The organism is Arthrobacter sp. P1_B4 (genome assembly GCF_056406555.1).
The window spans coordinates 1-24487 of sequence record NZ_JBFTZW010000047.1 but is presented as its reverse complement, the minus strand read 5'-3'; the positions used below and the strand labels follow the sequence as shown (position 1 = coordinate 24487).

Annotated in this window: 24 protein-coding genes, 1 tRNA gene and 1 pseudogene; 18 read left to right on the top strand and 8 right to left on the bottom strand. The window is 67.0% G+C overall.

The window, feature by feature from the left end; translation table 11 throughout:
• From AC1D1W_RS14165 to AC1D1W_RS14140, 6 genes and pseudogenes are all read left to right on the top strand, one after another.
• Positions 1-149: pseudogene (locus tag AC1D1W_RS14165) on the top strand (FABP family protein); the annotation flags it as partial.
• 53 nt (positions 150-202) lie between these two features.
• Positions 203-952 carry a flavodoxin family protein gene (locus AC1D1W_RS14160; protein ID WP_243181101.1) on the top strand — a complete coding sequence of 250 codons (750 nt, stop codon included), beginning with the start codon at positions 203-205 and terminating at the stop codon, positions 950-952.
• A gap of 101 nt (positions 953-1053) precedes the next feature.
• Positions 1054-2136, top strand: a complete 1083-nt coding sequence (gene ygfZ, locus AC1D1W_RS14155) for a CAF17-like 4Fe-4S cluster assembly/insertion protein YgfZ (RefSeq protein WP_459385416.1) — start codon at positions 1054-1056, stop codon at positions 2134-2136.
• On the top strand, positions 2133-2546 hold the full coding sequence (locus AC1D1W_RS14150; RefSeq protein WP_043435923.1) for an ankyrin repeat domain-containing protein: 414 nt from the start codon (positions 2133-2135) through the stop codon (positions 2544-2546). Before ygfZ ends, AC1D1W_RS14150 begins: the two co-directional genes overlap by 4 nt.
• Before the next feature lie 139 nt (positions 2547-2685).
• Positions 2686-3249 (top strand): PadR family transcriptional regulator, encoded by a 564-nt coding sequence (locus tag AC1D1W_RS14145; RefSeq protein ID WP_476944008.1) that lies wholly within the window; start codon positions 2686-2688, stop codon positions 3247-3249.
• 83 nt (positions 3250-3332) lie between these two features.
• Positions 3333-4895, top strand: a complete 1563-nt coding sequence (locus AC1D1W_RS14140; protein WP_476944007.1) for an MFS transporter — start codon at positions 3333-3335, stop codon at positions 4893-4895.
• 16 nt (positions 4896-4911) lie between these two features.
• Here AC1D1W_RS14140 and AC1D1W_RS14135 read toward each other — a convergent pair whose 3' ends face one another.
• The 5 genes from AC1D1W_RS14135 to AC1D1W_RS14115 all read right to left on the bottom strand — a co-directional run bounded on the left by AC1D1W_RS14135 (position 4912) and on the right by AC1D1W_RS14115 (position 9137).
• Complete coding sequence (locus AC1D1W_RS14135; protein WP_476944006.1) at positions 4912-5622, bottom strand: GNAT family N-acetyltransferase; 711 nt, start codon at positions 5620-5622, stop codon at positions 4912-4914.
• A gap of 117 nt (positions 5623-5739) precedes the next feature.
• Positions 5740-6765 carry a 6-phosphofructokinase gene (locus AC1D1W_RS14130; protein WP_476944005.1) on the bottom strand — a complete coding sequence of 342 codons (1026 nt, stop codon included), beginning with the start codon at positions 6763-6765 and terminating at the stop codon, positions 5740-5742.
• Between the two features lie 229 nt (positions 6766-6994).
• Complete coding sequence (locus AC1D1W_RS14125) at positions 6995-7249, bottom strand: PspC domain-containing protein (RefSeq protein ID WP_028276532.1); 255 nt, start codon at positions 7247-7249, stop codon at positions 6995-6997.
• 3 nt (positions 7250-7252) lie between these two features.
• On the bottom strand, positions 7253-7516 hold the full coding sequence (locus AC1D1W_RS14120) for a hypothetical protein (protein WP_476944004.1): 264 nt from the start codon (positions 7514-7516) through the stop codon (positions 7253-7255).
• A gap of 1 nt (position 7517) precedes the next feature.
• On the bottom strand, positions 7518-9137 hold the full coding sequence (locus AC1D1W_RS14115; protein ID WP_476944003.1) for a PspC domain-containing protein: 1620 nt from the start codon (positions 9135-9137) through the stop codon (positions 7518-7520).
• Positions 9138-9261: 124 nt separating this feature from the next.
• Between AC1D1W_RS14115 and AC1D1W_RS14110 the strand changes: the two genes are divergently transcribed.
• Both AC1D1W_RS14110 and AC1D1W_RS14105 read left to right on the top strand, forming a co-directional pair.
• Positions 9262-10644 (top strand): ATP-binding protein, encoded by a 1383-nt coding sequence (locus tag AC1D1W_RS14110; protein WP_476944002.1) that lies wholly within the window; start codon positions 9262-9264, stop codon positions 10642-10644.
• A 65-nt stretch (positions 10645-10709) separates the two neighbouring features.
• Positions 10710-11342 carry a LuxR C-terminal-related transcriptional regulator gene (locus AC1D1W_RS14105; protein ID WP_243181155.1) on the top strand — a complete coding sequence of 211 codons (633 nt, stop codon included), beginning with the start codon at positions 10710-10712 and terminating at the stop codon, positions 11340-11342.
• Positions 11343-11577: 235 nt separating this feature from the next.
• On the opposite strand, the gene AC1D1W_RS14100 is transcribed toward AC1D1W_RS14105, so the two are convergent.
• Complete coding sequence (locus AC1D1W_RS14100; protein ID WP_476944001.1) at positions 11578-12795, bottom strand: pyridoxal phosphate-dependent aminotransferase; 1218 nt, start codon at positions 12793-12795, stop codon at positions 11578-11580.
• Positions 12796-13072: 277 nt separating this feature from the next.
• On the opposite strand from AC1D1W_RS14100, the gene AC1D1W_RS14095 reads away from it, so the two are divergent.
• From AC1D1W_RS14095 to AC1D1W_RS14050, 10 genes are all read left to right on the top strand, one after another.
• Positions 13073-13145: transfer RNA gene (locus AC1D1W_RS14095), tRNA-Trp, on the top strand.
• 79 nt (positions 13146-13224) lie between these two features.
• The gene (gene secE / locus AC1D1W_RS14090; RefSeq protein WP_026266472.1) at positions 13225-13509 is read left to right on the top strand and encodes a preprotein translocase subunit SecE; all 285 of its coding nucleotides are present in this window, start codon (positions 13225-13227) and stop codon (positions 13507-13509) included.
• 113 nt (positions 13510-13622) lie between these two features.
• The gene (nusG, locus tag AC1D1W_RS14085; RefSeq protein ID WP_476944000.1) at positions 13623-14471 is read left to right on the top strand and encodes a transcription termination/antitermination protein NusG; all 849 of its coding nucleotides are present in this window, start codon (positions 13623-13625) and stop codon (positions 14469-14471) included.
• A 129-nt stretch (positions 14472-14600) separates the two neighbouring features.
• Positions 14601-15032, top strand: a complete 432-nt coding sequence (gene rplK, locus AC1D1W_RS14080; protein WP_476943999.1) for a 50S ribosomal protein L11 — start codon at positions 14601-14603, stop codon at positions 15030-15032.
• Between the two features lie 184 nt (positions 15033-15216).
• Positions 15217-15924: a 50S ribosomal protein L1 gene (rplA, locus tag AC1D1W_RS14075; protein ID WP_091251962.1), complete on the top strand. Its 708-nt coding sequence runs from the start codon at positions 15217-15219 to the stop codon at positions 15922-15924.
• Positions 15925-16104: 180 nt separating this feature from the next.
• Positions 16105-17244 (top strand): GNAT family N-acetyltransferase, encoded by a 1140-nt coding sequence (locus tag AC1D1W_RS14070; RefSeq protein ID WP_476943998.1) that lies wholly within the window; start codon positions 16105-16107, stop codon positions 17242-17244.
• Positions 17245-17411: 167 nt separating this feature from the next.
• Entirely contained in the window at positions 17412-18521 is a 1110-nt protein-coding gene (locus AC1D1W_RS14065; RefSeq protein WP_028276541.1) for a GNAT family N-acetyltransferase, read from the top strand.
• 362 nt (positions 18522-18883) lie between these two features.
• On the top strand, positions 18884-19477 hold the full coding sequence (gene rplJ, locus AC1D1W_RS14060) for a 50S ribosomal protein L10 (RefSeq protein WP_028276542.1): 594 nt from the start codon (positions 18884-18886) through the stop codon (positions 19475-19477).
• A 77-nt stretch (positions 19478-19554) separates the two neighbouring features.
• Positions 19555-19926 carry a 50S ribosomal protein L7/L12 gene (rplL, locus tag AC1D1W_RS14055; RefSeq protein ID WP_028276543.1) on the top strand — a complete coding sequence of 124 codons (372 nt, stop codon included), beginning with the start codon at positions 19555-19557 and terminating at the stop codon, positions 19924-19926.
• A 241-nt stretch (positions 19927-20167) separates the two neighbouring features.
• Positions 20168-22018 carry a bifunctional metallophosphatase/5'-nucleotidase gene (locus tag AC1D1W_RS14050; protein WP_476943997.1) on the top strand — a complete coding sequence of 617 codons (1851 nt, stop codon included), beginning with the start codon at positions 20168-20170 and terminating at the stop codon, positions 22016-22018.
• A gap of 94 nt (positions 22019-22112) precedes the next feature.
• Here the strand turns inward: AC1D1W_RS14050 and AC1D1W_RS14045 are convergent, their stop codons facing one another.
• Entirely contained in the window at positions 22113-22598 is a 486-nt protein-coding gene (locus tag AC1D1W_RS14045; RefSeq protein ID WP_476943996.1) for an aminoacyl-tRNA deacylase, read from the bottom strand.
• A 90-nt stretch (positions 22599-22688) separates the two neighbouring features.
• Positions 22689-23888, bottom strand: a complete 1200-nt coding sequence (locus AC1D1W_RS14040) for an acetyl-CoA C-acetyltransferase (protein WP_459385405.1) — start codon at positions 23886-23888, stop codon at positions 22689-22691.
• Positions 23889-24487 lie beyond the last annotated feature (599 nt).

Below are 24487 nucleotides of genomic sequence, written 5' to 3'. Positions count from 1 at the left end.
ACTCCAAGGAGTACACGGCGGCCACCCGGATCTTCGGGCTGGTGGAAGGAAACCTGCTGTGGCGCTGGGACGTGGCCACCGGCAAGAATTCGACGGCGGGCGGCGGCCTGGAGGCCCACGCATCGGCCATCCTCGCCAAAGTAGGCTAATTACGCGGTCTCACTGATTTTTCCGTTGTCACCATCGACCCAGGAGAAATGCCGTGAACGACACAGTCACCAGCTCAGCCGGCAGCACAGCACCCGGCAGCGCCAGCTACGCCGACCTCAAGGCCGTGTTCTTCAACGGCACGCTCAAGAAGTCCCCGGACGTGTCCAACACCCAGGGCCTGATCGAGGTCAGCCGCCGGATCATGGAGAAGCAGGGCGTCACCACCCGCGTGATCCGCACGGTGGACCACGACATCGCCAGCGGGGTCTACCCGGACATGCGCGAACACGGCTGGGCCACCGATGAGTGGCCGGAACTCTACCCGGCCGTCCAGGAAGCGGACATCGTCGTCGTCGCGGGGCCTATCTGGCTGGGGGACAACTCCTCGCAGACCAAGAAGCTCATCGAGCGCCTCTACGCCCACTCCGGGCAGCTGAACGCGAAGGGCCAGTGGGCCTACTATCCGAAGGTGGGCGGCTGCCTCATCACCGGCAATGAGGACGGCATCAAGCATTGCGCCATGAACGTCCTGTACAGCCTCCAGCACATCGGCTTCACCATCCCGCCGCAGGCCGACGCCGGCTGGATCGGTCCCGTCGGGCCGGGACCGAGCTACCTTGACCAGGGGTCCGGGGGGCCGGAGAGCGATTTCACCAACCGCAACACCACCTTCATGACCTGGAACATGCTGCACCTGGCGCGCATGCTCAAGGATGCGGGCGGCATTCCCGCCTACGGAAACCTGCCCGATGCCTGGAAAGCGGGCACCCGTTTCGACTTTGAAAATCCGGAATACCGCTAGGACCGGCCTGCCCCACAGTCCGGCGGAGCCAGATTGTCCCTGCCGGGGCCGGAACCTGCCGGGCCCGGAATACGCACAGAGCTAAGGACGTTCCTTTCAATATGACTATCAAAAGCCCCCTGTTGTCGCGCCCGGCCGCGGTTGAGGCCGGCGGCGCCGATGCCGGCGTCGCCGCCCACTACGGCGAGCCGCTCCGGGAGCAGCGGGCGCTGGCCGCCGGCACCGCCGTCGTCGATCTCTCACACCGCGGTGTGGTGACGGTCAGCGGGCCGGACCGCCTGAGCTGGCTCAACACGCTGTCCTCCCAGCAGCTCACTTCGCTGGCCCCTGGCCAGTCCACCGAACTGCTGTTGCTGAGCGTGCAGGGCCGGATCGAATTCGACGCCAGGGTGGTGGACGACGGCGCCACGACCTGGCTGATCGTCGAGGCAGCCGAGGCGGCCCCGCTCGCCGAATGGCTCAACAAGATGAAGTTCATGCTCCGGGTCGAAATCGCGGACGTCTCCGCCGACTGGGCCGTACTCGGCTCCACCCACCGCATCCCGGAATGGGAGGCGCTGCAGGCCTGGCAAGACCCGTGGCCGCACGTCGGCGCCGGCGGCTACTCCTACGCTGTGGTGGGCGAGGACGCCCATCCAGGACTGGAACGGCCCTGGTTTGAGTACCTGGTCCCCGCGGACGAGCTGGTCGCGACCGTGGGCGACCGTGCCCTCGCCGGCACCATGGCGTCCGAAGCGCTGCGGATTGCGGCGTGGCGGCCCCGCTGGGGCGCGGAAACGGACGACAAGACCATCCCGCATGAGCTCGACCTCCTCCGCACTGCCGTGCACCTGGCCAAGGGCTGCTACAAGGGCCAGGAGACGATCGCGCGAGTCCACAACCTGGGCCACCCGCCGCGCCGTCTCGTGTTCCTCCAGCTCGACGGTTCCCAGCACACCCTGCCCGCGGCCGGCAGCGAGGTGCGTGCGGGCGAACGGAAGGTGGGCACCGTGACCTCCGTGGCGCAGCACTACGAAATGGGCCCCGTCGCCCTGGCCGTCATCAAACGCTCCGTCGCCCCGGACGAGGTCCTGACCGTCGTGGACGGGGACGAGCCGTACTCCGCGGCCCAGGAAGTCATTGTGGCCCCCGACGCCGGCCAGGTGGTAGGCCGCCAGACCGGCTTCCTGCGGGGCACCCGATGAGCGGCGAGTCCAAAGTGAACGAGCCGGGCGCCGCGCCCGACGACGAGACACTCGCGCTGGCGCACGCGCTCTTCGACGCCGCCCGCGAGGGCAACTCCGCGCTGCTGGGCAGCTACCTGGCCGCCGGCGCCCCGGCCACGCTGACCACCTCCTCCGGCGACTCGCTGGTGATGCTGGCGGCGTACCACGGCCACGCCGGCACTGTCCGGCTGATCCTGGACCACGGCGGCGACGCCAACACGCCGAACGACCGCGGCCAGACCCCGCTGGCCGGTGCTGTCTTCAAGGGCTACACGGACGTGGCCCGGGAACTGCTGGACGCCGGGGCCGACCCGGACGCCGGCACCCCCACCGCGCGGGCCGCTGCGCAGATGTTCGCCCGGACGGACATCCTGGCCCTCCTCGGCTGACCAATCGCACCTGGGGCCGGGGCGCGGCCGGCCCGGGTTTGGGAGGATTGCCCTCAAATACTCCACGTGGAATAATCTTTAGTGGAGTAACTGCCGTTTAGGCCGAAGAGAACACTGCTAAACCGAGAAGGACTGCACCATGGCCCGGGCAACCGCATTGACACCCCTAGGTGTCGCCGCACTTTCCCTGCTCGTGGAAGAGCCGATGCATCCCTACGAGATGTACCAGCTCCTGATCGCACGGCACGAGGACCGGCTGGTCAAGGTGCGGCCAGGAACGCTTTATCACGCCGTCGGGCGGCTCGAGGATCGGGGGCTGGTCACAGCCACGGGAACGGACCGGGGAGGCAACCGTCCGGAGCGCACCACCTACACGATCTCGGCTGCCGGCCGCGAAGCGTTCACGACGTGGCTGCAGGACATGCTCGCCGCCCCGGTCAACGAATACCCGGCCTTCCCGCTGGCCATCTCCGAGGCCTACAACCTGCCCGCCGGCGTCGTCGTGGAACTCCTCGACCGGCGTCTTCAGGCGTTGGAGGAACAGCTCGGCTTCCTGGTCTCCGGCGAGGACCTGCTCGCGAAGAAGGGCGTGGAGCGCAAGTACTGGATCGATGTCCAGTTCCAGCTGAGCACGCTGCGCGCCGAAATCGCCTGGATCCGCAGCCTTCAGGACCAGCTCCGCTCCGGCGAACTGCCGTGGTGAACTCCGCGCAGGACCGCGGCCGGGACCCGGCCGCCCCCACACACAGCCCATCCACCGTTTCACACCAGCCCCTAAGGAACCGCATGGAAAACGTAGCCCGGCCATGGCCGGCACTCTGGTCCCTGGTGATCGGCTTCTTCATGATCCTGATCGACACCACCATCGTCTCGGTGGCCAACCCCAGCATTATGGAGGGCCTCAACACTGACATTAACTCGGTGATCTGGGTCACCAGCGCCTACCTGCTCGCCTATGCCGTGCCGCTGCTGATCACGGGCCGGCTCGGGGACCGTTTCGGTCCGAAGAAGCTCTACCTCTCCGGACTCGTCGTCTTCACTGTGGCATCGCTGTGGTGCGGCCTCTCCGGCAGCGTCGAGATCCTCATCGCGGCCCGTGTGGTCCAGGGACTCGGCGCGGCCATGATGACGCCGCAGACCATGGCCGTCATTACCCGGATCTTCCCCCCGGACCGCCGCGGAGCGGCCATGGGCATCTGGGGTGCCACGGCCGGCGTCGCCACGCTGGTTGGCCCGATCCTCGGCGGCGTGCTGGTGGACGGCCTCGGCTGGGAATGGATCTTCTTCATCAACGTTCCCGTCGGGATTGTCGGCTTCATCCTCGCCCAGCGTTTCGTGCCCTCGCTGACAACCCACCCGCACAAGTTCGATATTCCCGGCGTGCTGCTCAGCGCCCTCGGCCTGTTCCTCCTGGTCTTCGGCATCCAAGAGGGCGCGACGTACGACTGGGGCACCATCGCCGGCCCCATCACCGTCTGGGGCCTGATCATCAGCGGCATCGCCGTGCTGGTGGTCTTCGTCCTGTGGCAGAAGTTCAACACGGGTGAACCGCTGCTGCCCCTGTCCCTTTTCAAGGACCGGAACTTCTCGCTCGCCAACATTGCGATCACCACGGTGGGCTTCACCGTCACCGCGTTCAGCCTGCCGCTGATCTTCTACTACCAGATCGTCCGCGGACTGACCCCGACCCAGTCGGCGCTCATGATGGTGCCGATGGCGCTGATCTCGGGCGGCCTCGCCCCCGTCGTCGGCCGGATCATCGACAAGGTCAACCCGAAATTCATCACCGCGACCGGCCTGGTCCTGATGTCCGTGGCGCTGTTCTGGAATGCCCTGCTCATGCACCCGGACACCCCCATCTGGCTGTTCCTCCTGCCGAGCGCAGTGCTGGGCTTCGCCAATGCAGGCATCTGGGCGCCGTTGAGTTCCACCGTCACACGCAACCTGCCGCCGCGGCAGGCGGGAGCCGGCTCAGGCGTCTACAACACGACCCGCCAGATCGGCGCCGTACTCGGCAGCGCCGCCATCGCCGTCCTGATCCAGTCGCGGCTTGCGGCCGAGCTCCCCGCCCGGCCCGGAGCAGGCGCAGACGCCAGCCCGATGGGCTTCGGCGGGGCCTTGCCGGCGGAACTTCATGAGGGGTTCTCGACGGCGATGGGCCAATCCATCCTGCTGCCGGCGGCGGTCATTCTGCTCGGTGCTGCCGTGGCGCTGTTCTTCGCCAAGCCCAAGCCGGTCCAGGGCTGGGGCGAACCAGATGCTGCCGCAGCCACAGCCGCAGCAGCCGCCGCGGACCAAGCGGACGCGGACGAAGCCGACGCGGACAGGGCCGCAGCGGAGCGCGGCTAGCCTGGCGGCATCCGGATCAGCCCAGCAGCACGCTGGTTTGGATGCCGCCCGCAGAAAATCCCAGGCTCCGGGCCAGCGCCAGCGACCCCTTGTTGCTAACTTCTGAACGCCACTGCAGCGTCAGCCCGGCGGCGAGGGCCTCGTGGGCGGCTACCGAGGCGGCCAGCTTGCCCAGGCCGTGGCGCCGCCATTCGGGCGAGACCAGCACGCCCATATGGGCCAGCAGCCCTTCCCATTCCGCATACGCCCCGCAGGCCACCGGCGTCCGCCGCCCGTCTTCCAGATGCAGGACGGTGAAGCGGTGTTCCAGGTCGGCGAGGCCCACCTCGTTGACGTCGTCGGGCGGGCAGAACGTCTCCAGTTCGATCGCTTCCGGGTTCCCGTGCGAGACCGTCAACTCCCCGGCAGGCTGCTGCAGGGGGAGGTCGTCGGCGAAGAAGAGTGCCGCGGCGCCGAGCCCGTGGCCGCCGTGCCCGCGGGTGATGGTCAGCAGCGTCACGTGCTGGGCCAGTTCCTCGTCCGAGAGACCCTCGGCGGCGTCCAGCGCCCACTGCGGGCCCACCAGGGCGGAATTGCCGAACAGGCGGACGAACTCCAGGGACCGGGCTGTCTCATCCGCCCGGGTGAGCCTCACGCCGGCGGCAGCCGCGAAGGCGCCGTCGTCGAACCCCAGGCGGCGCGCCCATGCGAGCTGGACAATTTCTGCGGAACCGGGCTCAAGAGTCATGAATCAACCCTACCCACCGCGGCCGGGCGTCCGGTTGCCCCCTGCCTGGCTGCGGCGCTGCCCGCCCGGCTCTTCCCGGCGGGCCGCGCCGAGCCGGACCCCGCCGGTGTTGTCCCGCTAGCCGAAGAGGACTGCGGCCTCGTCGTAGCGGCTCTGCGGTACGGACTTGAGGTTGCCGAGTGCGGCGTCGAAACCGACATGCACAATATCCGTGCCGTGCAGCGACACCATGGTGCCCCAGCGCTTTTCCACTACCGAATCGATGGCGGCCATGCCCAGGCGGGTGGCCAGGACCCGGTCGAACGCCGTCGGGACGCCACCGCGCTGGATGTGGCCAAGGACCGTTGCGCGGGTCTCGATGCCGGTGCGGGCCTCCAGCTCGGGGGCAAGCATTTCGGCGATGCCGCCGAGGCGGGGCCGGCCAAAGGTGTCGAGGCCGCGCTCCGAATGCGGGGACTCCTGGCCTTCGGGCACAAACCCCTCGGCGACGACGAGYAGCGGGGCGCGGCCACGGTCGTGGGCGGAGACGACCCACTCGGCGATCTGTTCCATGGAGGCCTTCTGCTCCGGGATCAGGATGGCGTGGGCGCCCGAGGCCATGCCGGCGTGCAAGGCGATCCAGCCCACATGCCGTCCCATGACTTCGGCAATCATGCAGCGGTGGTGGGACTCTCCGGTGGTGCGCAGCCGGTCGATTGCCTCGGTGGCGATTTCCACGGCCGTGTCGAAGCCGAAGGTGTAGTCCGTGGCGTCAAGGTCGTTGTCGACCGTCTTGGGCACGCCCACGATTTTGAGGCCGGCGTCGGTGAGCCGCTTTGCGGCGGCCAGGGTGCCCTCGCCGCCGATGGCGATGATGGCGTCGATCCCGAGCCGGTCCATGTTGGCTTTGATGACGTCGGGACCGCCGCCGTTCTCAAACGGGTTGGTGCGGGACGTGCCCAGGATGGTGCCGCCCTGCTTGGCGATGCCGCGGACCATGGTGCGGGGAATTTCCACGATGTCGCCCTCGACAACGCCGCGCCAGCCATCCTTGAATCCTACGAACTGCTGGCCGTGGACCGCGATTCCTTTGAGGACGGCGCCACGGATGACGGCGTTCAGGCCGGGGCAGTCTCCGCCGCTGGTGAGGATTCCAATTTTCATGTCTTGGCTCAAATCCTGGTTTGAAGGGGTACAGGCAGAGCGCCACGCTGAGCTCACCCTAGAGTCTAGTGGCGGGTGTGGGGCAGGACACAAACGGTTACAAAAGGTGCCCCCGCCATGATGGCGGGGGCACCTTTTCGTGGTGCGGGGCAGCTACCGGGGCAGGTTGCCGCCGGGCCGGCCCGGCCTGTGAGTGGCCGGCCTGTGATTGGACGGCCGGTGACGGATGTCAGGGCCGGGAGGAACGCTTCGAGAGGAAGCTTTGGAGGACGATTGCGTTGCGCTGGTCCGGGAGGAGGAGCCAGGCCGCGAGGTAGACTACGAACGCCGGGCCAGGGAGCAGGCTCAGGAGCAGGTAGGCGATCCGGACATAGGCCACATCAACGTTCAGTTTGGCGGCAACCCCGCCGCAAACGCCGCCAACCCAGCGCTGCGGACCACGTTTCAGGCCGAGGCCCCGGATGGTGTCGAAGAATTTATCCATGGTTCAAGACTTCCCTGTAGTTGACTTATTGTCACGCCTGCGCGCCGAGACCAGGCCGCCCACGACCAGGGCGCCCCCTGCCCCGATCATCAGGCCGATCAGCACATAGGTGCCGTTGAGGGCCACGAGGCCGAGCCGGGAAATGATGATCAGTGCGGCCAATGCCACCACTGTCAGTCCCCAGACCACTGTGCCCACCCGGGCGGGCGGACCCGCTTCGGGGTCGTGCCCGGCGTCGGCCAGCGGCGAGTCGTCATAGCTGCTCATGTCAGTTGCCTTCCTTGATGGTCACGTTGCTGACGGTGCCGGAGATCTCCAGGACCAGCCGGGCGCCCGGTTTTGCGGTGTTGTAGTCGCTTTGCTGCGTCGTCATGCCGCCGCGGTCCTGGTTGCCGTCGTGGAGGTTGCCCATGGTCATGTCCGCCTGGACGTGCACCGGAACGGTGGCGGGGATGACGACTGTGAGGTTGCTGGCCGTCGCGTCGATCGGAACTACGACATCGGAGCCCAGGGGCGGATTCAGCGCCAGCTTGGTCAGGTCCACGGTTCCGGCGCCGCCGGTGATCTCGAAGCCGCCTTGGGCCTGCTGAATGCTCGCCGGAGCCCAGTCGGCGTTCTGGAAGCGGAACCGGTCCCCGTGGGGGACCACGCTGAAAATGGCGCCGATCAGCAGGGCCACGATTGAGAAGAAGCCCAGGATCCCGGAGGTCCGGCCCCGCAGCCCTGCAAACAGGATCCCGAGGCCCAGGATGGCCGCGCCGAAGGCCCAGACCAGCGCGTTGCCGGCATCGCCGAGATCGATCACGTTGGCCGCGTCGAGGGCCTTGATGCTCCCGCCCACCAGGAGGGCGGAGCCGACGGTGATGGCGACCGCCGGAGCGCCCGGGCCAAGGTTGCGCGCGGACGGTGCGGGCGGTGTGGCGCCGGACCCCGGTCCGTAGCCGTCTGGGGGAACAGGGCCGGGCGGTACGGGGCCGGACGCAATGGGTCCCGACGGCGGGGGCGGACCCCAGTCCGGACCGGTGCCGGTGACTCGAGAGCTGTCAGCCAGGTCGCCATATGTCCGGCCGCTGCCCTGCGGGAAGCTGCCTGCCGATGGCGGCCCGGCGGCGGTGCGGGGGCTAGCCGCAAAAGCCGCGGCGCCGGCCGGGCTGCCGGAGTCGTAATGCGACGGCATGGCAGTGGCCCCGTCCCGGATCTTGTTGCGTTGGGTCAGGTAGTAGACGAGGTAGATGGCCCCGCCCACCCAGAAGACGGTCCAGACGAAGGCGCCAAAGCCGAAGCGGTCCCAGCCCCAGACCCCGGTGCCCAGGCTGGGGAAACCGATGACCGAGGTGATGAGCGCGCCGGTCATGCCGGCCGTCCACCGCCCTGCGGCGGCCTCCTGGACGTGAATGCGGCCGTCGGGTTCGGGCAGCAAGGCCCAGGCCAGGCCGTAGGCGAGAACGCCAATTCCGGCGAAGACGGTCAGGACGATCAGGACGCCGCGGATAATCAGCGGGTCGACGCCGAGCCGGTGGGCTATGCCGCTGGCCACGCCGCCGATCCAGCGGTCGCGTCCGCGGTAAATGCCCTGGCTGCGGATCCAGTCGAAGAAATTCTGGGTTTGCCGGCCGGGCAACGGCCCATTCGGATCGCCGGGCGGGTAAAGCCGCGGCGGCTCCGGCGGCGCGCCGCCCGGCCCGGAGAAGGCCGGAGCGGGCTGGCCCGTGCCTGGAAGTTCGGGGACGGAACGTTCCGTGTGCGGAAGGTCTGCGGCGGGGCGTTCGGGTTCGGTACGTTCCGGTTCTGGAAGGTCCGATTCTGGAAGTTCGGGGCGGGATAGATCCGTGGCCGGCCGGTCTGCGGAGGCCGGGCCTTCATCGGGGTGCGGAGTGTGCGGGTTCATACTTCGATCCTTCCCGTTCCCGATGCCGGCCTCTACTGGGGAACACCCTGAACGGTCCCTGAGTGGCCCCCGGTTGGGCCCTCAAACGCGTCCGGGAAACCCCGATCCGTGCTTGGATTGAGGCATGACAACCGCGCCCGCCCGCCCGCCGCTGGTCCGCAGCAGCGACCGCGTGATTGCCGGCGTGTGCGCGGGCCTCGCCAACCACCTGGGCTGGCCGGTGCGCATGGTCAGGATCGGCATGGCAGTGGCCGCGCTCGCCGGCGGGGCCGGGGTGGCCTTCTACGCCTGGCTTTGGATCATGGTCCCCACGGCGGATGAAAACGCCCGGCGCACCGCCCGCCGCCCGGCGTCGCCCATCGCTCCGGCAGTGAGCTTCCCGGACACCCCGGGCGTCGCAAACCTGTCCGACGCCCCCGGCATGCCGGGAGCTCCCGGAACCAGTGGAACGCCAACGAAGGCGGCGCCGGGGTCCTGGCGGTCCAAAGTCTCCGGCATGCCCTTCGGCAAGGAGATCCTGCTGGGCGCGGGCCTGTTGCTGGCCGCCGGGATCCTGATCGCCCGGCTCCTTGGGGTTGACGTGCCGCTGGGAACCCTGATCCCGGTCGCTGCGATCCTGGGCGGTGCCGCGATCGCCTGGATGCAACTGGACGAGACCCGCCGGGCGGGGCTCGTGGACAAGACCAAAGCGGACCAGGCCGGCGGCTGGGCCCGCCTCGCGGCCGGGCTCGCCCTCGTCGTGGCCGGGGTGCTGGTCATGGTGTCCGGCTCGGGGTCCTGGGAACAGACCTGGCTCGCCCTCCTGGCCTCGGTGGCCGTGCTCGGCGGCGTGGCCCTGGTGCTCCTGCCATGGGGGCTGAAGTTCTGGCGCGACCTGGAAACCGAGCGCGCGGGGCGGGTCCGCGCCACCGAGCGTGCCGAGATCGCCGCCCACCTCCATGACTCCGTGCTGCAGACCCTCGCCCTGATCCAACGCCGGGCCGCCAACGAGCACGATGTCATCAGGCTGGCCCGCGCGCAGGAGCGCGAGCTGCGTGGCTGGCTGTACCGGGACTCCGACAAGGAATCCGGCCAGCTGTCCGACGGCATCAAGGCCGCCGCAGCCGAGGTCGAGGACGCCCTGGGAAACGCCGTCGAGGTGGTCAGCGTGGGGGACTGCGCCATGACCCAACGCCACGAGGCCCTCGTCCAGGCATCCCGAGAGGCCATGCTGAACGCCGCCCGGCACGGCGGCGGCGCCGTGTCCGTGTACCTGGAAGTCACCGACGCCGCCGCGGAAGTTTTCGTCAAGGACCGGGGCCCGGGCTTCGATCCGGATTCCGTTCCCCCGGACAGGCTCGGCGTCAGGGAATCGATCATCGGCCGGATGAACCGCCACGGCGGCACCGCCGCGATCACCAGCAGCCCGGACGGCACCGAAGTGCGGCTCCGGCTGCCCATCGCCGCCGCCTCTGCCGGAACTGCCGCGGCCGCCGCCAACAACGCCAACGGAGAGGCCAAACCGTGACCAGCCCAACGTCAGGAAACCCTGTGCAACGAAACCCTGTGCAAGGAAGCCCCGCCCCGATTCGAGTGGTGATCGTGGACGACCACGCCATCTTCCGCTCCGGGTTGAAGGCGGACCTGGACCCGGACATCGTCGTCGCGGGGGAGGCCGGAACGGTGGAGGAGGCAATCGCCGTCATCGCAGTCCAGCGCCCCGACGTCGTGCTCCTTGACGTCCATCTTCCCGGCGGCCGGGGTGGCGGCGGACGCGAGGTCCTGGCCGGCTCGGCGCCCCTGCTGGGCACCACGCGGTTCCTGGCGCTGAGCGTCTCCGACGCGGCAGAAGATGTGGTGTCCGTGATCCGGGCCGGCGCGCGCGGCTATGTCACCAAGACCATCTCCGGCGCGGAGATCAGCGGCGCCGTCCGCCGCGTGGCCGGCGGCGACGCCGTCTTCTCACCCCGGCTGGCGGGCTTCGTCCTGGACGCGTTCGGCACGGCCCCCGCGGACATCGCCGACGACGAGCTCGACAAGCTCTCGGCGCGGGAACTCGAAGTGATGCGCCTTATCGCCCGCGGCTACAGCTACAAGGAGGTGGCCAAAGGACTGTTCATCTCGATCAAGACCGTTGAAACCCACGTCTCGGCCGTGCTGCGCAAGCTCCAGCTCTCCAGCCGCCACGAGCTGACCCGCTGGGCCGCCGAGCGCCGCCTCCTTTAACGACAAACGCTCCCGCAAGTCCGGCGCCTAAAACCCGGACGCTCCCGCACGTCCGGCGCCTAAAACCAGGGCGCTCCCGCACTTCAGGCGCTTTTAGGCCCGACGCTTCCGCAGGTGGTGCGGTAATGCGGCGGGCGCTCGTCCGTTCTGCGGGAGCGTCGGGAATGTATGCTGCAGGACCTGCGGGAGCGTCAGTAGGAATGGTGCAGGACCTGCGGGAGCGTTTGGTAGGTTACTACTTCGCCTTGCCGAGGAAGTCCTGCAGGCGGGCGACGCCCGTGGCCAGGTCGTCGTCGCCGAGTGCGTAGGACAGGCGCAGGTAGCCGGACGGGCCGAACGCCTCGCCGGGAACCACAGCCACTTCGACCTCGTCCAGGATCAGCGCCGCGAGTTCGGCGGAGGTGGCCGGCCGCACCGGGCCGTTCGCAGACGGGAACTCCTTGCCCAGCAGCGCGCGGACGTCCGCGTACACGTAGAACGCGCCCTTCGGCGTCGGGCAGTCAACGCCGTCAATCGCGTTCAGCCCCGCGACGATCGCCTTGCGGCGGCGGTCGAATGCCACCTTCATCTCATCGACGGCGGTCAGCGGCCCGGACACAGCCGCGAGGGCGGCGACCTGGGGGATGTTGGAGACGTTCGACGTCGCGTGCGACTGCAGGTTGGTGGCGGCCTTGATGACGTCCGCGGGCCCGATCATCCAGCCCACGCGCCAGCCGGTCATGGCATAGGTCTTGGCGACGCCGTTGAGGATGACCACCTTGTCGCCGAGCTCGGGCACCGCGGTGGCGATCGAGGTGAACGGCACGCCGTCGTAGGTCAGGTGTTCGTAGATCTCGTCGGTGACAACCCACAGGCCCTTGGACGCTGCCCACCGGCCGATCTCCTTGACCTGCTCCGGCGAGTACACGGCGCCGGTGGGGTTGGAAGGGGAGACGAAGAGCAGGATCTTGGTGCGCTCGGTGAGGGACGCTTCCAGCTGGTCCACGGTGACCAGGTAGCCCTGCTCCGGGCCAGCGAAGACCTCCACCGGCACGCCGCCGGCCAGCCGGATGGCCTCCGGGTACGTGGTCCAAAACGGGGTCGGAACAATGACCTCGTCGCCCGGATCCAGCAGGGTGGCGAAGGTGTTGTAGACGGCCTGCTTGCCGCCGTTGGTCACCAGCACCTGGGACGCCGCCGCCCGGTAGCCCGAATCCCGGAAGGTCTTGTCCGCGATGGCCCGCTTCAGTTCGGGGAGCCCGCCGGCGGGGGAGTAGCGGTGGTATTTCGGCTGGCTGGCGGCCTCGATGGCGGCCTGCACAATGTAGCCGGGGGTCGGGAAATCGGGTTCCCCGGCGCCGAAGCCAATGACCGGACGGCCGGCTGCCTTCAGCGCCTTCGCCTTGGCATCGACGGCCAGAGTGGCGGATTCGGCTATGGCGGAAATGCGCTGGGAAATGCGGGCAGCAGACATGGGCGGGTCCGTTCTTCGCTTGCAGCTGGAAGGCTGGATATGGGATTCGACGAAATCTACTCTATGCTGTTCAGCGGATCCCCCGGGGCGCCTGAACCCGAATGTGACTGACGGCTGTCAGTTGGTTTTCGCAGGCACGCAGGGGTCCGGAAGAGGGCCGGTTCGACGTAGGCGCAGTTGTTGCGTAGACTGGTTCTCCGGTGTTGAAAACACGATGATGGCCTGCGCCTCAGGGAAGCCTGTGGGACGCATCGGCCGGAGCGGTTTTTCTCCCCGAAGGGTAGTGGCGCAATTGGTAGCGCAGCGGTCTCCAAAACCGCAGGTTGCAGGTTCGAGTCCTGTCTGCCCTGCGCATGCTGTTCCGGATTATCCGGAACCAGCGCAGCAACCATGGTTCAGTTCAGAGCCGGGTATCCGATCATTGCGAGGATGAGTGAGGACCAGGTGACCGAAACAGCTGCCAGCAGCTCCAAAGGCCGCCCCGCCAAGAATGCCGCCAAGCCCGGCTTCTTCGCTCGTATCGCGATCTTCATCCGCCAGGTCATTGGCGAACTGAAGAAGGTCGTCGCACCGACCCGTAAAGAACTGATCAACTACACACTCGTGGTACTGGTGTTCGTGACCATCATGATGGTGATCGTCACCTTGCTGGACCTGGCCTTTGGGACCGCGGTCAGCTGGGTCTTCGGCGGCAGCGCCCCCACGGACAGCTAAGGCGACCGGTCCGCAGACTGCGTGGATGCCCCGGGAAACCGGAGATTCCGCGGGGTGTGCGGAATTGAGTCATTTAAATAGGCATGTTAGGCAATGAGGAAGCAGGAGACCAAGTGTCTGAGCAGGAGCTCGAGGTAACTGAGACTGAGCTGGATAAGAGCCAGGACGCCGCGGTGGAAGCCGCGGAAGAGTCCGAGGCTGTGTCTGCTGCGCCCGAATCCGACGTCACTGACGAGGCCGTAGCCACGGAAGAAGAAGCGGCAGACGACGCCGACGCTGATGCAGCCGACGCTGATGAGGCTGACACCGACACTGATGAGGCTGACGCCGACGCGCTGGCAACGGCGGCCGCCAAGGCCGACGTCGACCCCGCGGACGAGTTCAAAGCCAAGCTGCGCCGCCAGGAGGGTGACTGGTACGTCATTCACTCCTACGCAGGCTACGAGAACCGCGTCAAGGCCAACCTTGAGACCCGCATCCAGACCCTGGACATGGAAGATTACATCTTCGAAATCCAGGTTCCGATGGAGGAAGTCGTTGAGATCAAGAACGCCCAGCGCAAGGTCATCAACCGTGTACGCATCCCCGGTTATGTCCTGGTCCGCATGGACCTGACCGACGCTTCCTGGGGCGCCGTCCGCCACACCCCCGGTGTCACCGGCTTCGTGGGCAACGCCCACAACCCGGTCCCGCTCCGCCTCGATGAGGTCTTCTCCATGCTCGCGCCGGTCTTCGAAGAAGAGCAGGCCGAGAAGGGAAAGCCGGTCAAGCACGCCGCCGCACAGGTCGACGTCGACTTCGAGGTTGGCGAGTCGGTCATCGTCAAGGAAGGCCCGTTCGAGACCCTCCCCGCCACGATCTCCGAGATCAAGATCGATTCCCAGACCCTCGTGGTGCTGGTGTCCATCTTCGAGCGCGAGACTCCGGTCACCCTGGCGTTCAACCAGGTCAGCAAGATCTAGCTGTTCCCTAAGAATTCGCCCCGGGCTGCCCGCTTAGCAGCCACGGAGCGGCCGGCCGCCTTGCCATGGCGGCCACCAACCTGAGGCACGCTCCTGTGCCCCAGGACGTATTTGAGAGAAGGACCTACATTGGCTCCCAAGAAGAAGGTCACCGGCCTCATCAAGCTGCAGATCCAGGCAGGTGCCGCTAACCCGGCCCCGCCGATCGGTCCTGCRCTYGGYCAGCRCGGYRTCAACATCATGGAATTCTGCAAGGCGTWCAACGCTGCGACGGAAGCCCAGCGCGGCAACGTTATCCCCGTGGAAATCACGGTCTACGAGGACCGTTCCTTCACGTTCATCACCAAGACCCCGCCGGCTGCAGAGCTCATCAAAAAGGCTGCAGGCGTCGCCAAGGGTTCGGCTACCCCGCACACCGTCAAGGTTGCCAAGCTGACCCAGGCCCAGGTCAACGAGATCGCCACCACCAAGATGGAAGACCTCAACGCCACCAGCCTCGAAGGCGCAGCGAAGATCATCGCCGGCACCGCCCGCTCCATGGGTATCACCGTCGAGGGTTAATTCCCCACCGCTGATGCGCCGGGATCGGGAAACCGGTCACGACGCCGTCAGCACCGCCGGCCAGCCGGCACCACCTAAACAATGAACAGCGGAATTCCGGAACGGATACACCAGCCGGAATGCCGCCTGTGGCAGGGCCCAGCGCGGTCCGCAGACCACAACTGCACAAGGAGAAATAAGCAGCATGGCAAAGCGCAGCAAAGCATATGAGGCAGCCGCGGCCAAGATCGACGCGGAGAAGTTCTACGCGCCGTTCGAGGCAGTGACGCTCGCCAAGGACACCAACCCGTCCAAGTTCGACGCCACCGTTGAGGTCGCTTTCCGCCTCGGCGTTGACCCGCGTAAGGCCGACCAGATGGTCCGCGGCACCGTCAACCTGCCGCACGGCACCGGTAAGGTCGCCCGCGTCCTCGTCTTCGCAACGGGCGACAAGGCTGAGGCTGCAATCGCGGCCGGCGCCGACTTCGTTGGTTCCGATGACCTGATCGAAAAGATCGCCGCCGGCTGGACCGACTTCGATGCCGCCGTCGCCACCCCTGACCTCATGGGCAAGGTTGGCCGCCTCGGTAAGGTCCTGGGTCCGCGTAACCTGATGCCGAACCCGAAGACCGGCACCGTGACCGCTGACGTCGCCAAGGCCGTCAACGACATCAAGGGCGGCAAGATCGACTTCCGCGTCGACAAGCACTCAAACCTGCACTTCATCATCGGCAAGGTTTCGTTCGACGCCATCAAGCTGGCCGAGAACTACGCAGCCGCACTGGAAGAGGTCCTCCGCCTCAAGCCGTCCGCTTCCAAGGGCCGCTACATCCAGAAGGCCACCGTGGCGACCACGTTCGGCCCGGGCATCTCGGTTGACCCCAACGTCACCAAGGTCCTGACCGAGGTCTAGTCCTCACCGGATCACCGGATCCACGGAACTGCGGCGTCGCTGACGTCGCCGGTTCCAGCCAAAGGCCGTCCCGCAACTGCGGGGCGGCCTTTTGCCGTCCTGCGCCGGGACCCGTGGCGTGCGCAAAGCTTGGCATCCGGGACCCTTGGTGCCGCCGGACTTGCCGGTTAGGCTGTCCCGGTGACTACGCCGTCGTACCTCATCGAGGAACTCTCCCTGCCCGCCAGCCTTGATGCCGCTGACACCGATGCCGCTGACACGGCGGAGTTCCTCGAATTCATGGAACTCTGCGATGAGCTCATCCGGCAGACCTGGGGCAACCTGGACCGGGCATCGTCCGCGGCGGCCCGCCTGCAGTACTGGCGGGACACGGCGTACACCCGGCTGAGGCTCTTCTTCGTCCGCGTCGACGGGGGCATGGTGGCCAACTCCTGGGTCCGCTGTGAACTGCAGGAGAATCTGGGCAGTGCACTGCTGCACGTGGGCGTCCTGGATGACTTCGCCGGGCGGGGCATAGGCCGGGCACTGCTGGTGCACGCCGAGGCGCTGGCCGCCGCCGACCGGCGGACCATCCTGCAGACCTTCACGGAGCACCCGGCCGATTTCGACGTCGATGGCATCAACCTCATCAAGCCCGCCACGGGGACCGGAGCGCTGCCCGCCGGCGCGCCGGGTGTCCGTTTCGCCGGAAAAGCCGGGTACCGCCTGGAGCAGGTCGAACGGTTCAGTTCGCTCGACGTACCGCCCGCCGCGGACCTCGACGCCCTGGAACGGGACGCCCTGGCCCGCGCGGGGGACTATGAACTGCTGCACTGGACCGACTCCTGCCCTGAGGAACATGCCGCCCAGCTCGCGGTGCTCATGTCCCGCATGAGCACCGACGCCCCCTCCGGAGCGCTGAGCTACGAGCCGGAAATCTGGGACGTCGCCCGGGTCCGCCACGTCGAGGACACCTGGCGGCGCGCCGGCCAGTCCTCCCTCGTGGTGGCGGCACAGCACCGGGCCAGCGGCGAACTGGCCGCCTATACCGTTCTGCAGACAACAGCCGACAAGCCATGGCTGGCCAACCAGGACGACACCCTCGTCGCGGTGGGCCACCGCGGCCACCGGCTTGGCATGCTCATCAAGATCCGCAACCTGCGCCTGCTGCGGGAGTCGTACCCCGCGGTCCGGCGCGTCCTGACATACAACGCCGCCGAAAACGACCACATGCTCGGCATCAACATCGCGCTGGGCTTCAAGCCGGCGGGCTACGACGGCGAGTGGCAGCGGACCGCTGCCGCCGCGGGCGCAGCCACCGGCAGTGAGATCCGGAACTGACCGGGCGCCGGCTGGGGCAGAAGCTGCAGGGCGCCGGCTGGAGCGGAAACTGCCCGGCGTCACCAATGGAACAGCGGCCCAAACCAGCATATGCTGGCGGTTGAAAGCCCGGTTTGAGCCGGGCCGTACCGATGGTGGGTGGCACAACGGCTGGGAAGATGCCCTCTATGGCAAACGATGTACGGATTGAGCAGCTGTGGATCCCCGATTCCCTTGACGCGCCCGATGCCGCCGACTTTCTCGCCGCGATCGAGGTGGGGCGCAGGGTCCGGATGCAGACCTGGGGCACCGACGACCTCGCCTACGCGCCGCAGGAAAAGCTGCTTGAGATGGCGGACCCCTACGAACGCCAGGTGATCCTCGTCGCCAAGATCGACGGCGTGATTGTCGGGACGGCGGACATCGCCCTGCCGCTCGTGGACAACCTCGATCTCGCCGAATTCACGCTCGACATCCTGCCGGAATTCCGGCGCCAGGGCGTGGGGAGGCAGCTGCTGGCGGCCGCCGAACATTTCGCCCGGGACGAGGGCCGCCACACGATCCTGATCGACACCAACCACCCGGGATCAACCCTGACGGACCCGGAGGCCGAACAGCTCGTGCCCGGCAGCGGCGTCGGGTTCGTCCCGTTGGGCAGCCGTGACGTGGAATTTGCCCGCCATACCGGCTACACCCTGCAGCACATAGAGCAGTTCAGCTCCTGTGCGTTGCCGCTGGACACCAAGCTCGTCGCCGACCTCGAGGCCGAGGCCGAGGAAGCCAATGCCGGCCGCTACCGTCTGCACCACTGGACGGACCGGTGTCCTGACCAGTGGCTCGAGGCCGTCGCCGCGCTGGAAAACCAGGCAGGCGAGGACGAAGTGCCGGGGCCGGATGCCCAGGAAATGGTGTTCGACGGCGGCATCCTCCGGGAAGCGGAGGAAGTCACCATAGCCCAGGGCCGCCGGACGGTGGTCACCGCCGTCGAGCACATCGCCAGCGGAACGCTCGTGGGCCTGACCACCATCAGTGTCCTGGCCCTGCGCCCGGACGTCGTCTTCCAGGACGACACGGTGGTGCTGCAGGAACACCGCGGCAACAAGCTCGGGCTGCTGATCAAGGTCGCCAATATGGAACGGCTCAGCGAACAGTTCCCGGACGCCCGGGTCCTGTACACGTGGAACGCCCCGGAGAACCGCTACCTGCTGAAGGTCAACCAGCAGCTCGGCTTCACGACAGCGGGCGTGACGGGTCTCTGGCAAAAAGAACTCCCCAACTTCGGACCGGCTGTCAGCTGAGGTCCCGGGCCGACGTCGGGCGCTAAAGTCTTTCGCTGAAGTCCTGCGCTGCCCCTGACCGCCGGGCCCGATTTGGAACACGCGCGCCGTGTCCCGTAAGCTTGAAGGACCAAAGACCGTCGGTTGTTGGAAATCCACTCTCCCAAGCAAGACTCACTTCTGCAGTTGCGCCGGGAGAGCGCAGTGGATTTCCGGACGAAGGACCCTGAACATAGGGCGGCCGGCGCAGGTGAACGAAGCAAAGCTCCGCGGTCATGGACCGCGTCGAGACAAGCCCCGTGCATCTGCGCGGGGCGTTTTTTAGTTTTAGCTCTTTTGAGCGGGGACCCGGACATACCGGCACTATCCCCGGAAGGAGGGTTATGGCAACGCCTAGCAAGGTTTCAGCAGTAGCTGAGATCACTAACGATTTCAAGGAATCGAACGCCGCTGTCCTGACCGAATACCGCGGGCTCACCGTTGCACAGCTCAAGCAGCTGCGTGTCTCTCTCGGCCAGGAAACCAAGTTCTCGGTCGTCAAGAACACCCTGACCGCCATTGCAGCCAAGGAAGCTGGTGTCGAAGCATTCGACGGTCAGCTCGCCGGCCCCACTGCAATCGCGTTCATCAAGGGTGACGCAGTTGCAGCTGCCAAGAGCCTGACGGATTTTGCCAAGGCCAACAAGCAGCTGGTCATCAAGACCGGTTACTTCGAGGGCAAGGCACTGAACGCCAGCGAAGTTGCTGCCCTGGCAGCACTCGAGTCCCGTGAGCTGCAGCTCGCCAAGGTTGCAGGGATCCTCAAGGCTCCTGCTGCCGCTGCTGTACGCATCATCGACGCACTGCGCCTCAAGCTTGAAGAAGAGAACGGTGCCCCGGCAGCAGCCGAAGCACCCGCCGCTGAAGAAGCTCCCGCAGCAGATGCAGCAGCCGAGGCCGAAGCACCGGCCGAAGCCGCAGCCCCCGAAGAGAACTAGTCCTCTTCTCCATAAGACTCCGGTGTCACAGCGAGCCTCAGGGCCGCCGCGCACCATTATAGGAAGGACGCCACACCATGGCGAAGCTCACCAACGAAGAGCTCATTGAAGCTTTCAAGGAACTGACCATCATCGAGCTCTCCGAGTTCGTCAAGCTCTTCGAAGAGACCTTCGAAGTTACTGCTGCTGCTGTTGCCGTTGCCGGCCCCGCCGCTGCTGCAGAAGAAGCTGAAGAGAAGACTGACTTCGACGTCATCCTCGAAGCTGCTGGCGACAAGAAGATCGCAGTGATCAAGGAAGTTCGCGCCATCACCTCCCTGGGCCTCAAGGAAGCCAAGGACCTGGTTGACAGCGCTCCCAAGGCTGTTCTCGAAGGCGCCACCAAGGAAGCTGCCGAGAAGGCAAAGGCTCAGCTCGAAGAAGCTGGCGCCCGCGTTACCCTCAAGTAATACCCGCCGTCCGGATCAATCGCGGTCCGCACTGCTCACAGGAAACCCCGTCCACTCAGTGGGCGGGGTTTCCTGCGTTCCCGGACCGGAAACCCGAAACGCCCGGGCCGGAAGCCGGCGCCGGTGAACGATACCCAAGGATTCGGCAAAGTTTTTCTGATACCCCTGTCGCACTTGATGGCGCGACCCTAGACTTTGGATTTGTGCCCACCGGCCCCCAACGCTCAGGAGTTCACCCACAATGACGGACCCGAACACTTCCCCCTCCCGCCGCGCCATGCTCGCCGCAGCCCTCGTGGGTGGCGGCGCGGCCGCCGCCGCGCTGGCCGGAGCCCCGGCGGCGCAGGCCGTCGCCGGCGAAGCCAGTGGCAGGGCGACTGCCAAGAATCAGTTCACCCTGACGGTGCTCGGCACCACGGATCTGCACAACAACGTCTTCAACTGGGACTACTTCAAGAACGTCCCCTATGCCGACGCCGCCGGGAACAAGATCGGGATTGCCCAGGCCGCGACCCTGATCAACGCCATGCGGGCCGAGCGCGGCGCGGCCAGCACCCTGACCATAGACGCCGGCGACACCATCCAGGGCACGCCCCTGGCCTACTACTTCGCCAAGATCTACCCCATCTCGGCAACCGTGAAACACCCCATGGCGCTGGCCATGAACGCGATCGGCTACGACGCCGTGGGGCTGGGCAACCACGAGTTCAACTACGGCATTGGGCTTCTGCGCACCTGGGAGCGGCAGCTGGACTTCCCGCTGTTGGGCGCCAATGTGCACGACGCCGTGTCGGGCGGGCGAGCCTTCACCCCCTACGTCCTGAAGCGGATCAAGACGGACAGCGGCTGGCTGACGGTCGGCCTCGTCGGCCTGGTGACGCCGGGCTGCGCACTCTGGGACCGGGACAACGTCGAGGGCAAGCTCGATTTCAACGGCATCGTAGAAGAGGCCAGAACCGTCATCCCGCAGGTGAAAGCATCTGGGGCCGACGTCGTGATCGTCACGAGCCATTCGGGGGCGACTCCAGGGTCCTCCTACGGTGACGCCCTGCCCTTTCCCGAGAACGCGTCCACCCAGCTGGCAGAGGAAGTCCCGGGCATCGACGCCATCCTCGTCGGGCACGCCCACCTGGAGATCCCCGAGCGCTTCGTCACGAACAAGGCCACGGGCAAGCAGGTGCTCCTGACCGAGCCGCTCAAGTGGGGCATGCGCGTCTCCGTCATGGACCTCGAACTCGTCAAGGAAAAAGGGCAGTGGACCGTCACCGCGGCGCATTCGCTCCTTTTGGACGCCAAGACCGTCGCCCCCGATCCCGCCGTCGTCCGGGCCGTTCAGGCCGGGCACGAGGCCACGGTGAACTACGTCAACGAGGTCATCGGAACTTCCACGGCGCCGCTCAGCACGGCCACCGCCTGCTGGGAGGACTCCGCCGCGATCGACGCCATTAATTACGTCCAGGCCAGCACAGTCAAGGCCGAGCTGGCCAACACTCCCGCGGCAGGGCTGCCCGTATTGTCCATTGCGGCGGCGTTCTCCCGTGCTGTGGACGTCAAGGCCGGGCCGCTGACCATCCGCGATGTCGCAGGACTTTACATCTTCGACAACACGCTGCTCGCCATCAAGGTCACCGGCGCGCAGGTCAAGGCATACCTGGAGTGGTCCGCCCAGTACTTCAAACCGGTGACCGCCACCACGGCCAGGGCCCAGGACGTCACCAACGCTGTGACGGCTACGGCCCCGAACGGCACGCCCGACTACAACTACGACGTCGTCTACGGACTGGACGCACCGCTGAACTATGAGATCGACCTCGCCCGGCCGGCGGGGGACCGGATCGCCAAGCTCAGCTACGGCGGCCAGCCGCTGGCGCCCGAGCAGGAATTTGCTTTGGCCATCAACAACTACCGGCAGAGCGGCGGAGGCAACTTCCCGGCCGTGAAGAACGCGCCGGTGCTCTCGAACAGCCAGCAGGAGATCCGGCAGCGCATCATCGACTATGTCGTGGACCGCGGCACCCTGGACGTCGCCGTGTTCAGCCAGGCCAACTGGCGGCTCACCGTCAACGGGACGCCACTGACGGTCACCGCCTAACCCCAACTCCAACAACAACGCGGGGTCACTTTGCGCCCATCCCGGCGGTCGGGATGGACGGAAGTGACCCCGCGTTGCTGTTAACCCGGGCGGGCTAGTTGGGCTCAGTGATGTCGGCGACGACGGCGCCCAGCGCCGCCGTCAGGGCGTCCGCGTCCACGAACGCGCTGTAGCCATGTTCGCCGGCGCCCATGGAGATCCGACGGCCCGTGATGGTCTGGTCGGCGTAGACGGGCCAGGGGCGGATGCTGCCGAGCGGCGTGATGGTCCCGCGCTCGTACCCGGTGGCCTCGAAAGCCGTATCCGCCGCCGGCAGCGAGAGCTTGTTGACGCCCAGCAGCGCCCGCAGCTTGGGCCAGGAAATCTGCCGGTCGCCGGGGACCAGTGCGAACAGGAAACTGCCGTCCTTGTGCTTGACCACGAGCGACTTCATGATATCCGCGGGCCGGATCCCGAGGATACCGGCCGCCTCCTCAAGGCTGCGGGCGGCGAGGCGTTCGACGATCTCCACGTCCAGCCCCCGCGCCGCGGCGTCGGCGACGAACCGTTCGCGGCCGCTGGTTGTTTTCTGCTCTGGCATCGCGTCAAACCTTCCTGACTCCTGTCGGCGGCGCCCGGTCCGCCCGGCCGCCCAGTGGTCCGGGCCCGCCCCGCCCGCCGGTTACCGGATTTAGTCGCGGTACAGCAGCAGCGCTTCGCCCTGGCCGCCGCCGCCGCACAGGGACACGGCCGCCTTGCCGGTACCCCGGCGCTTGAGTTCGTGGGCCGCGTGCAGGGCCAGCCGGGCCCCCGAGGCCCCGATCGGGTGGCCCAGGGCGATGGCCCCGCCGTGGATGTTGCACTGCTCCAGCGGATAGTTGAGATCCTTCAGGGACTGCACCGCGACAGAACCGAAAGCCTCGTTGATTTCGATGAAGTCGAGGTCCGCGGCGGACCAGCCGGCTTTGTCCAGGGCGTTCTTGATGGCGTTCGACGGCTGGGAATGCAGCGAGTTGTCCGGCCCCGCGACCTGGCCCGGCTTGCCGACCACCGCCAGGTACTCGAGACCGTTGTCCTCGGCGAACTTCCGGCTGCTCAGCACCAGGGCGGCAGCGCCGTCGGACAGGGGAGAGGAGTTGCCGGCGGTGATGGTTCCGTCCGTGACGAACGCCGCGCGCAGACCGGCCAGCGATTCGACGGTCGTGTCGGGCCGGATGCCCTCGTCGGAGGTGACGGCGATCGGATCGCCCTTGCGCTGCTTGACGCTCATCGGGGCGATCTCGCCGTCGAAGACGCCGTCCTTCGCGGCCCGGGCGGCACGCTGGTGCGACTGGGCCGCCACCTCGTCCTGGGAGGCCCGGTCAATGCCGAGGGTCAGGTTCTTGCTCTCGGTCGACAGTCCCATGGACTGTCCGTCGAAGGCGTCGGTCAGGCCGTCGTGCGCGGCCACGTCCAGGGCCTGGACCGTGCCGTACGCCCAGCCCTGCCGGGAACCGGGCAGCACGTGAGGTGCGCGGGTCATGGACTCCTGGCCGCCGGCGACCACCACCGTGGCGTCCCCGCTGCGGATCATCCGGGCGGCGTCGATCACGGCGGTGAGGCCCGAGAGGCAGACCTTGTTGATGGTCACCGTCGGCACGTTCCAGCCGATGCCGGCGCCGATGGCGCTCTGGCGCGCAGGGTTCTGGCCCGCTCCGGCCTGCAGGACCTGGCCGATGATCACGCTGTCCACCTGGTCGGCCTTGACGCCGCTCGCGGCCAGGGCCGCGCGGATGGCGTGGGTGCCGAGCTCGACGGCGGTGAAGCTGGCCAGCTGCCCGTTCAGGCGCCCCTGGGGGGTGCGGGCTGCGGCGAGAATGACAACATCGTTGTTGTCTGCAGGATTGCTCATGGTGTTTTCTTCCGATCTACTTCGACTTATGTCTACGTTATCGTGAGCCCCGTCACCTATCCATTCGGCCCCCGATCCGGCCCGGTCCGGGCCACGGTCCCGGCCGCTGACCCGCTCACCCCGGGCGCTGCCCGGGGCAGCTTGCGAATGGCTCCGCCAGGAGTCAGGGAAAATTCCGCCAAAACTTCGTGCTTGCAATCCCGCCGGAAGTGGGGTAGACAAGTAGGTTGCTTTGCCGTATCGTAGATATTTGCGTCTTCCCTGTTTACCTTCAGCCTTCATATAGCGGTGGGCTTAGCCTGACAGCTGTTCCATCAATGTGCCGTCTACCACGTGCACCAGCTATGGACAGCGCGGGTCCCGGGTCATATAGCGGAACCGGACTGGTAGCGCTGCGGAGTCATTCTGCAGAGTGCATAACGGGGGAGATCTGACAACGCCTGAAGGTCTGTGGAAGGATCCCTCTTGGTCGCCTCGAGCACCTCTAATGTAAACAACGCTACCGCTATCAATGCCGACAGCACCGACGGTGCAACCCGCCGGCTCTCATTCGCAAAGATTCACGAACCCCTTGATGTTCCGAATCTGCTCGCCCTGCA

Bases quoted from the DNA above. Each gene is read 5' to 3' on its own strand.
- ygfZ (WP_459385416.1), top strand. From the start codon at position 1,054: ATGACTATCAAAAGCCCCCTGTTGTCGCGCCCGGCCGCGGTTGAGGCC.
- AC1D1W_RS14150 (WP_043435923.1), top strand. From the start codon at position 2,133: ATGAGCGGCGAGTCCAAAGTGAACGAGCCGGGCGCCGCGCCCGACGAC.
- AC1D1W_RS14145 (WP_476944008.1), top strand. From the start codon at position 2,686: ATGGCCCGGGCAACCGCATTGACACCCCTAGGTGTCGCCGCACTTTCC.
- AC1D1W_RS14140 (WP_476944007.1), top strand. From the start codon at position 3,333: ATGGAAAACGTAGCCCGGCCATGGCCGGCACTCTGGTCCCTGGTGATC.
- AC1D1W_RS14135 (WP_476944006.1), bottom strand. From the start codon at position 5,622: ATGACTCTTGAGCCCGGTTCCGCAGAAATTGTCCAGCTCGCATGGGCG.
- AC1D1W_RS14125 (WP_028276532.1), bottom strand. From the start codon at position 7,249: ATGGATAAATTCTTCGACACCATCCGGGGCCTCGGCCTGAAACGTGGT.
- AC1D1W_RS14120 (WP_476944004.1), bottom strand. From the start codon at position 7,516: ATGAGCAGCTATGACGACTCGCCGCTGGCCGACGCCGGGCACGACCCC.
- AC1D1W_RS14115 (WP_476944003.1), bottom strand. From the start codon at position 9,137: ATGAACCCGCACACTCCGCACCCCGATGAAGGCCCGGCCTCCGCAGAC.
- AC1D1W_RS14110 (WP_476944002.1), top strand. From the start codon at position 9,262: ATGACAACCGCGCCCGCCCGCCCGCCGCTGGTCCGCAGCAGCGACCGC.
- AC1D1W_RS14100 (WP_476944001.1), bottom strand. From the start codon at position 12,795: ATGTCTGCTGCCCGCATTTCCCAGCGCATTTCCGCCATAGCCGAATCC.
- secE (WP_026266472.1), top strand. From the start codon at position 13,225: ATGAGTGAGGACCAGGTGACCGAAACAGCTGCCAGCAGCTCCAAAGGC.
- rplA (WP_091251962.1), top strand. From the start codon at position 15,217: ATGGCAAAGCGCAGCAAAGCATATGAGGCAGCCGCGGCCAAGATCGAC.
- AC1D1W_RS14065 (WP_028276541.1), top strand. From the start codon at position 17,412: ATGGCAAACGATGTACGGATTGAGCAGCTGTGGATCCCCGATTCCCTT.
- rplJ (WP_028276542.1), top strand. From the start codon at position 18,884: ATGGCAACGCCTAGCAAGGTTTCAGCAGTAGCTGAGATCACTAACGAT.
- rplL (WP_028276543.1), top strand. From the start codon at position 19,555: ATGGCGAAGCTCACCAACGAAGAGCTCATTGAAGCTTTCAAGGAACTG.
- AC1D1W_RS14050 (WP_476943997.1), top strand. From the start codon at position 20,168: ATGACGGACCCGAACACTTCCCCCTCCCGCCGCGCCATGCTCGCCGCA.
- AC1D1W_RS14045 (WP_476943996.1), bottom strand. From the start codon at position 22,598: ATGCCAGAGCAGAAAACAACCAGCGGCCGCGAACGGTTCGTCGCCGAC.
- AC1D1W_RS14040 (WP_459385405.1), bottom strand. From the start codon at position 23,888: ATGAGCAATCCTGCAGACAACAACGATGTTGTCATTCTCGCCGCAGCC.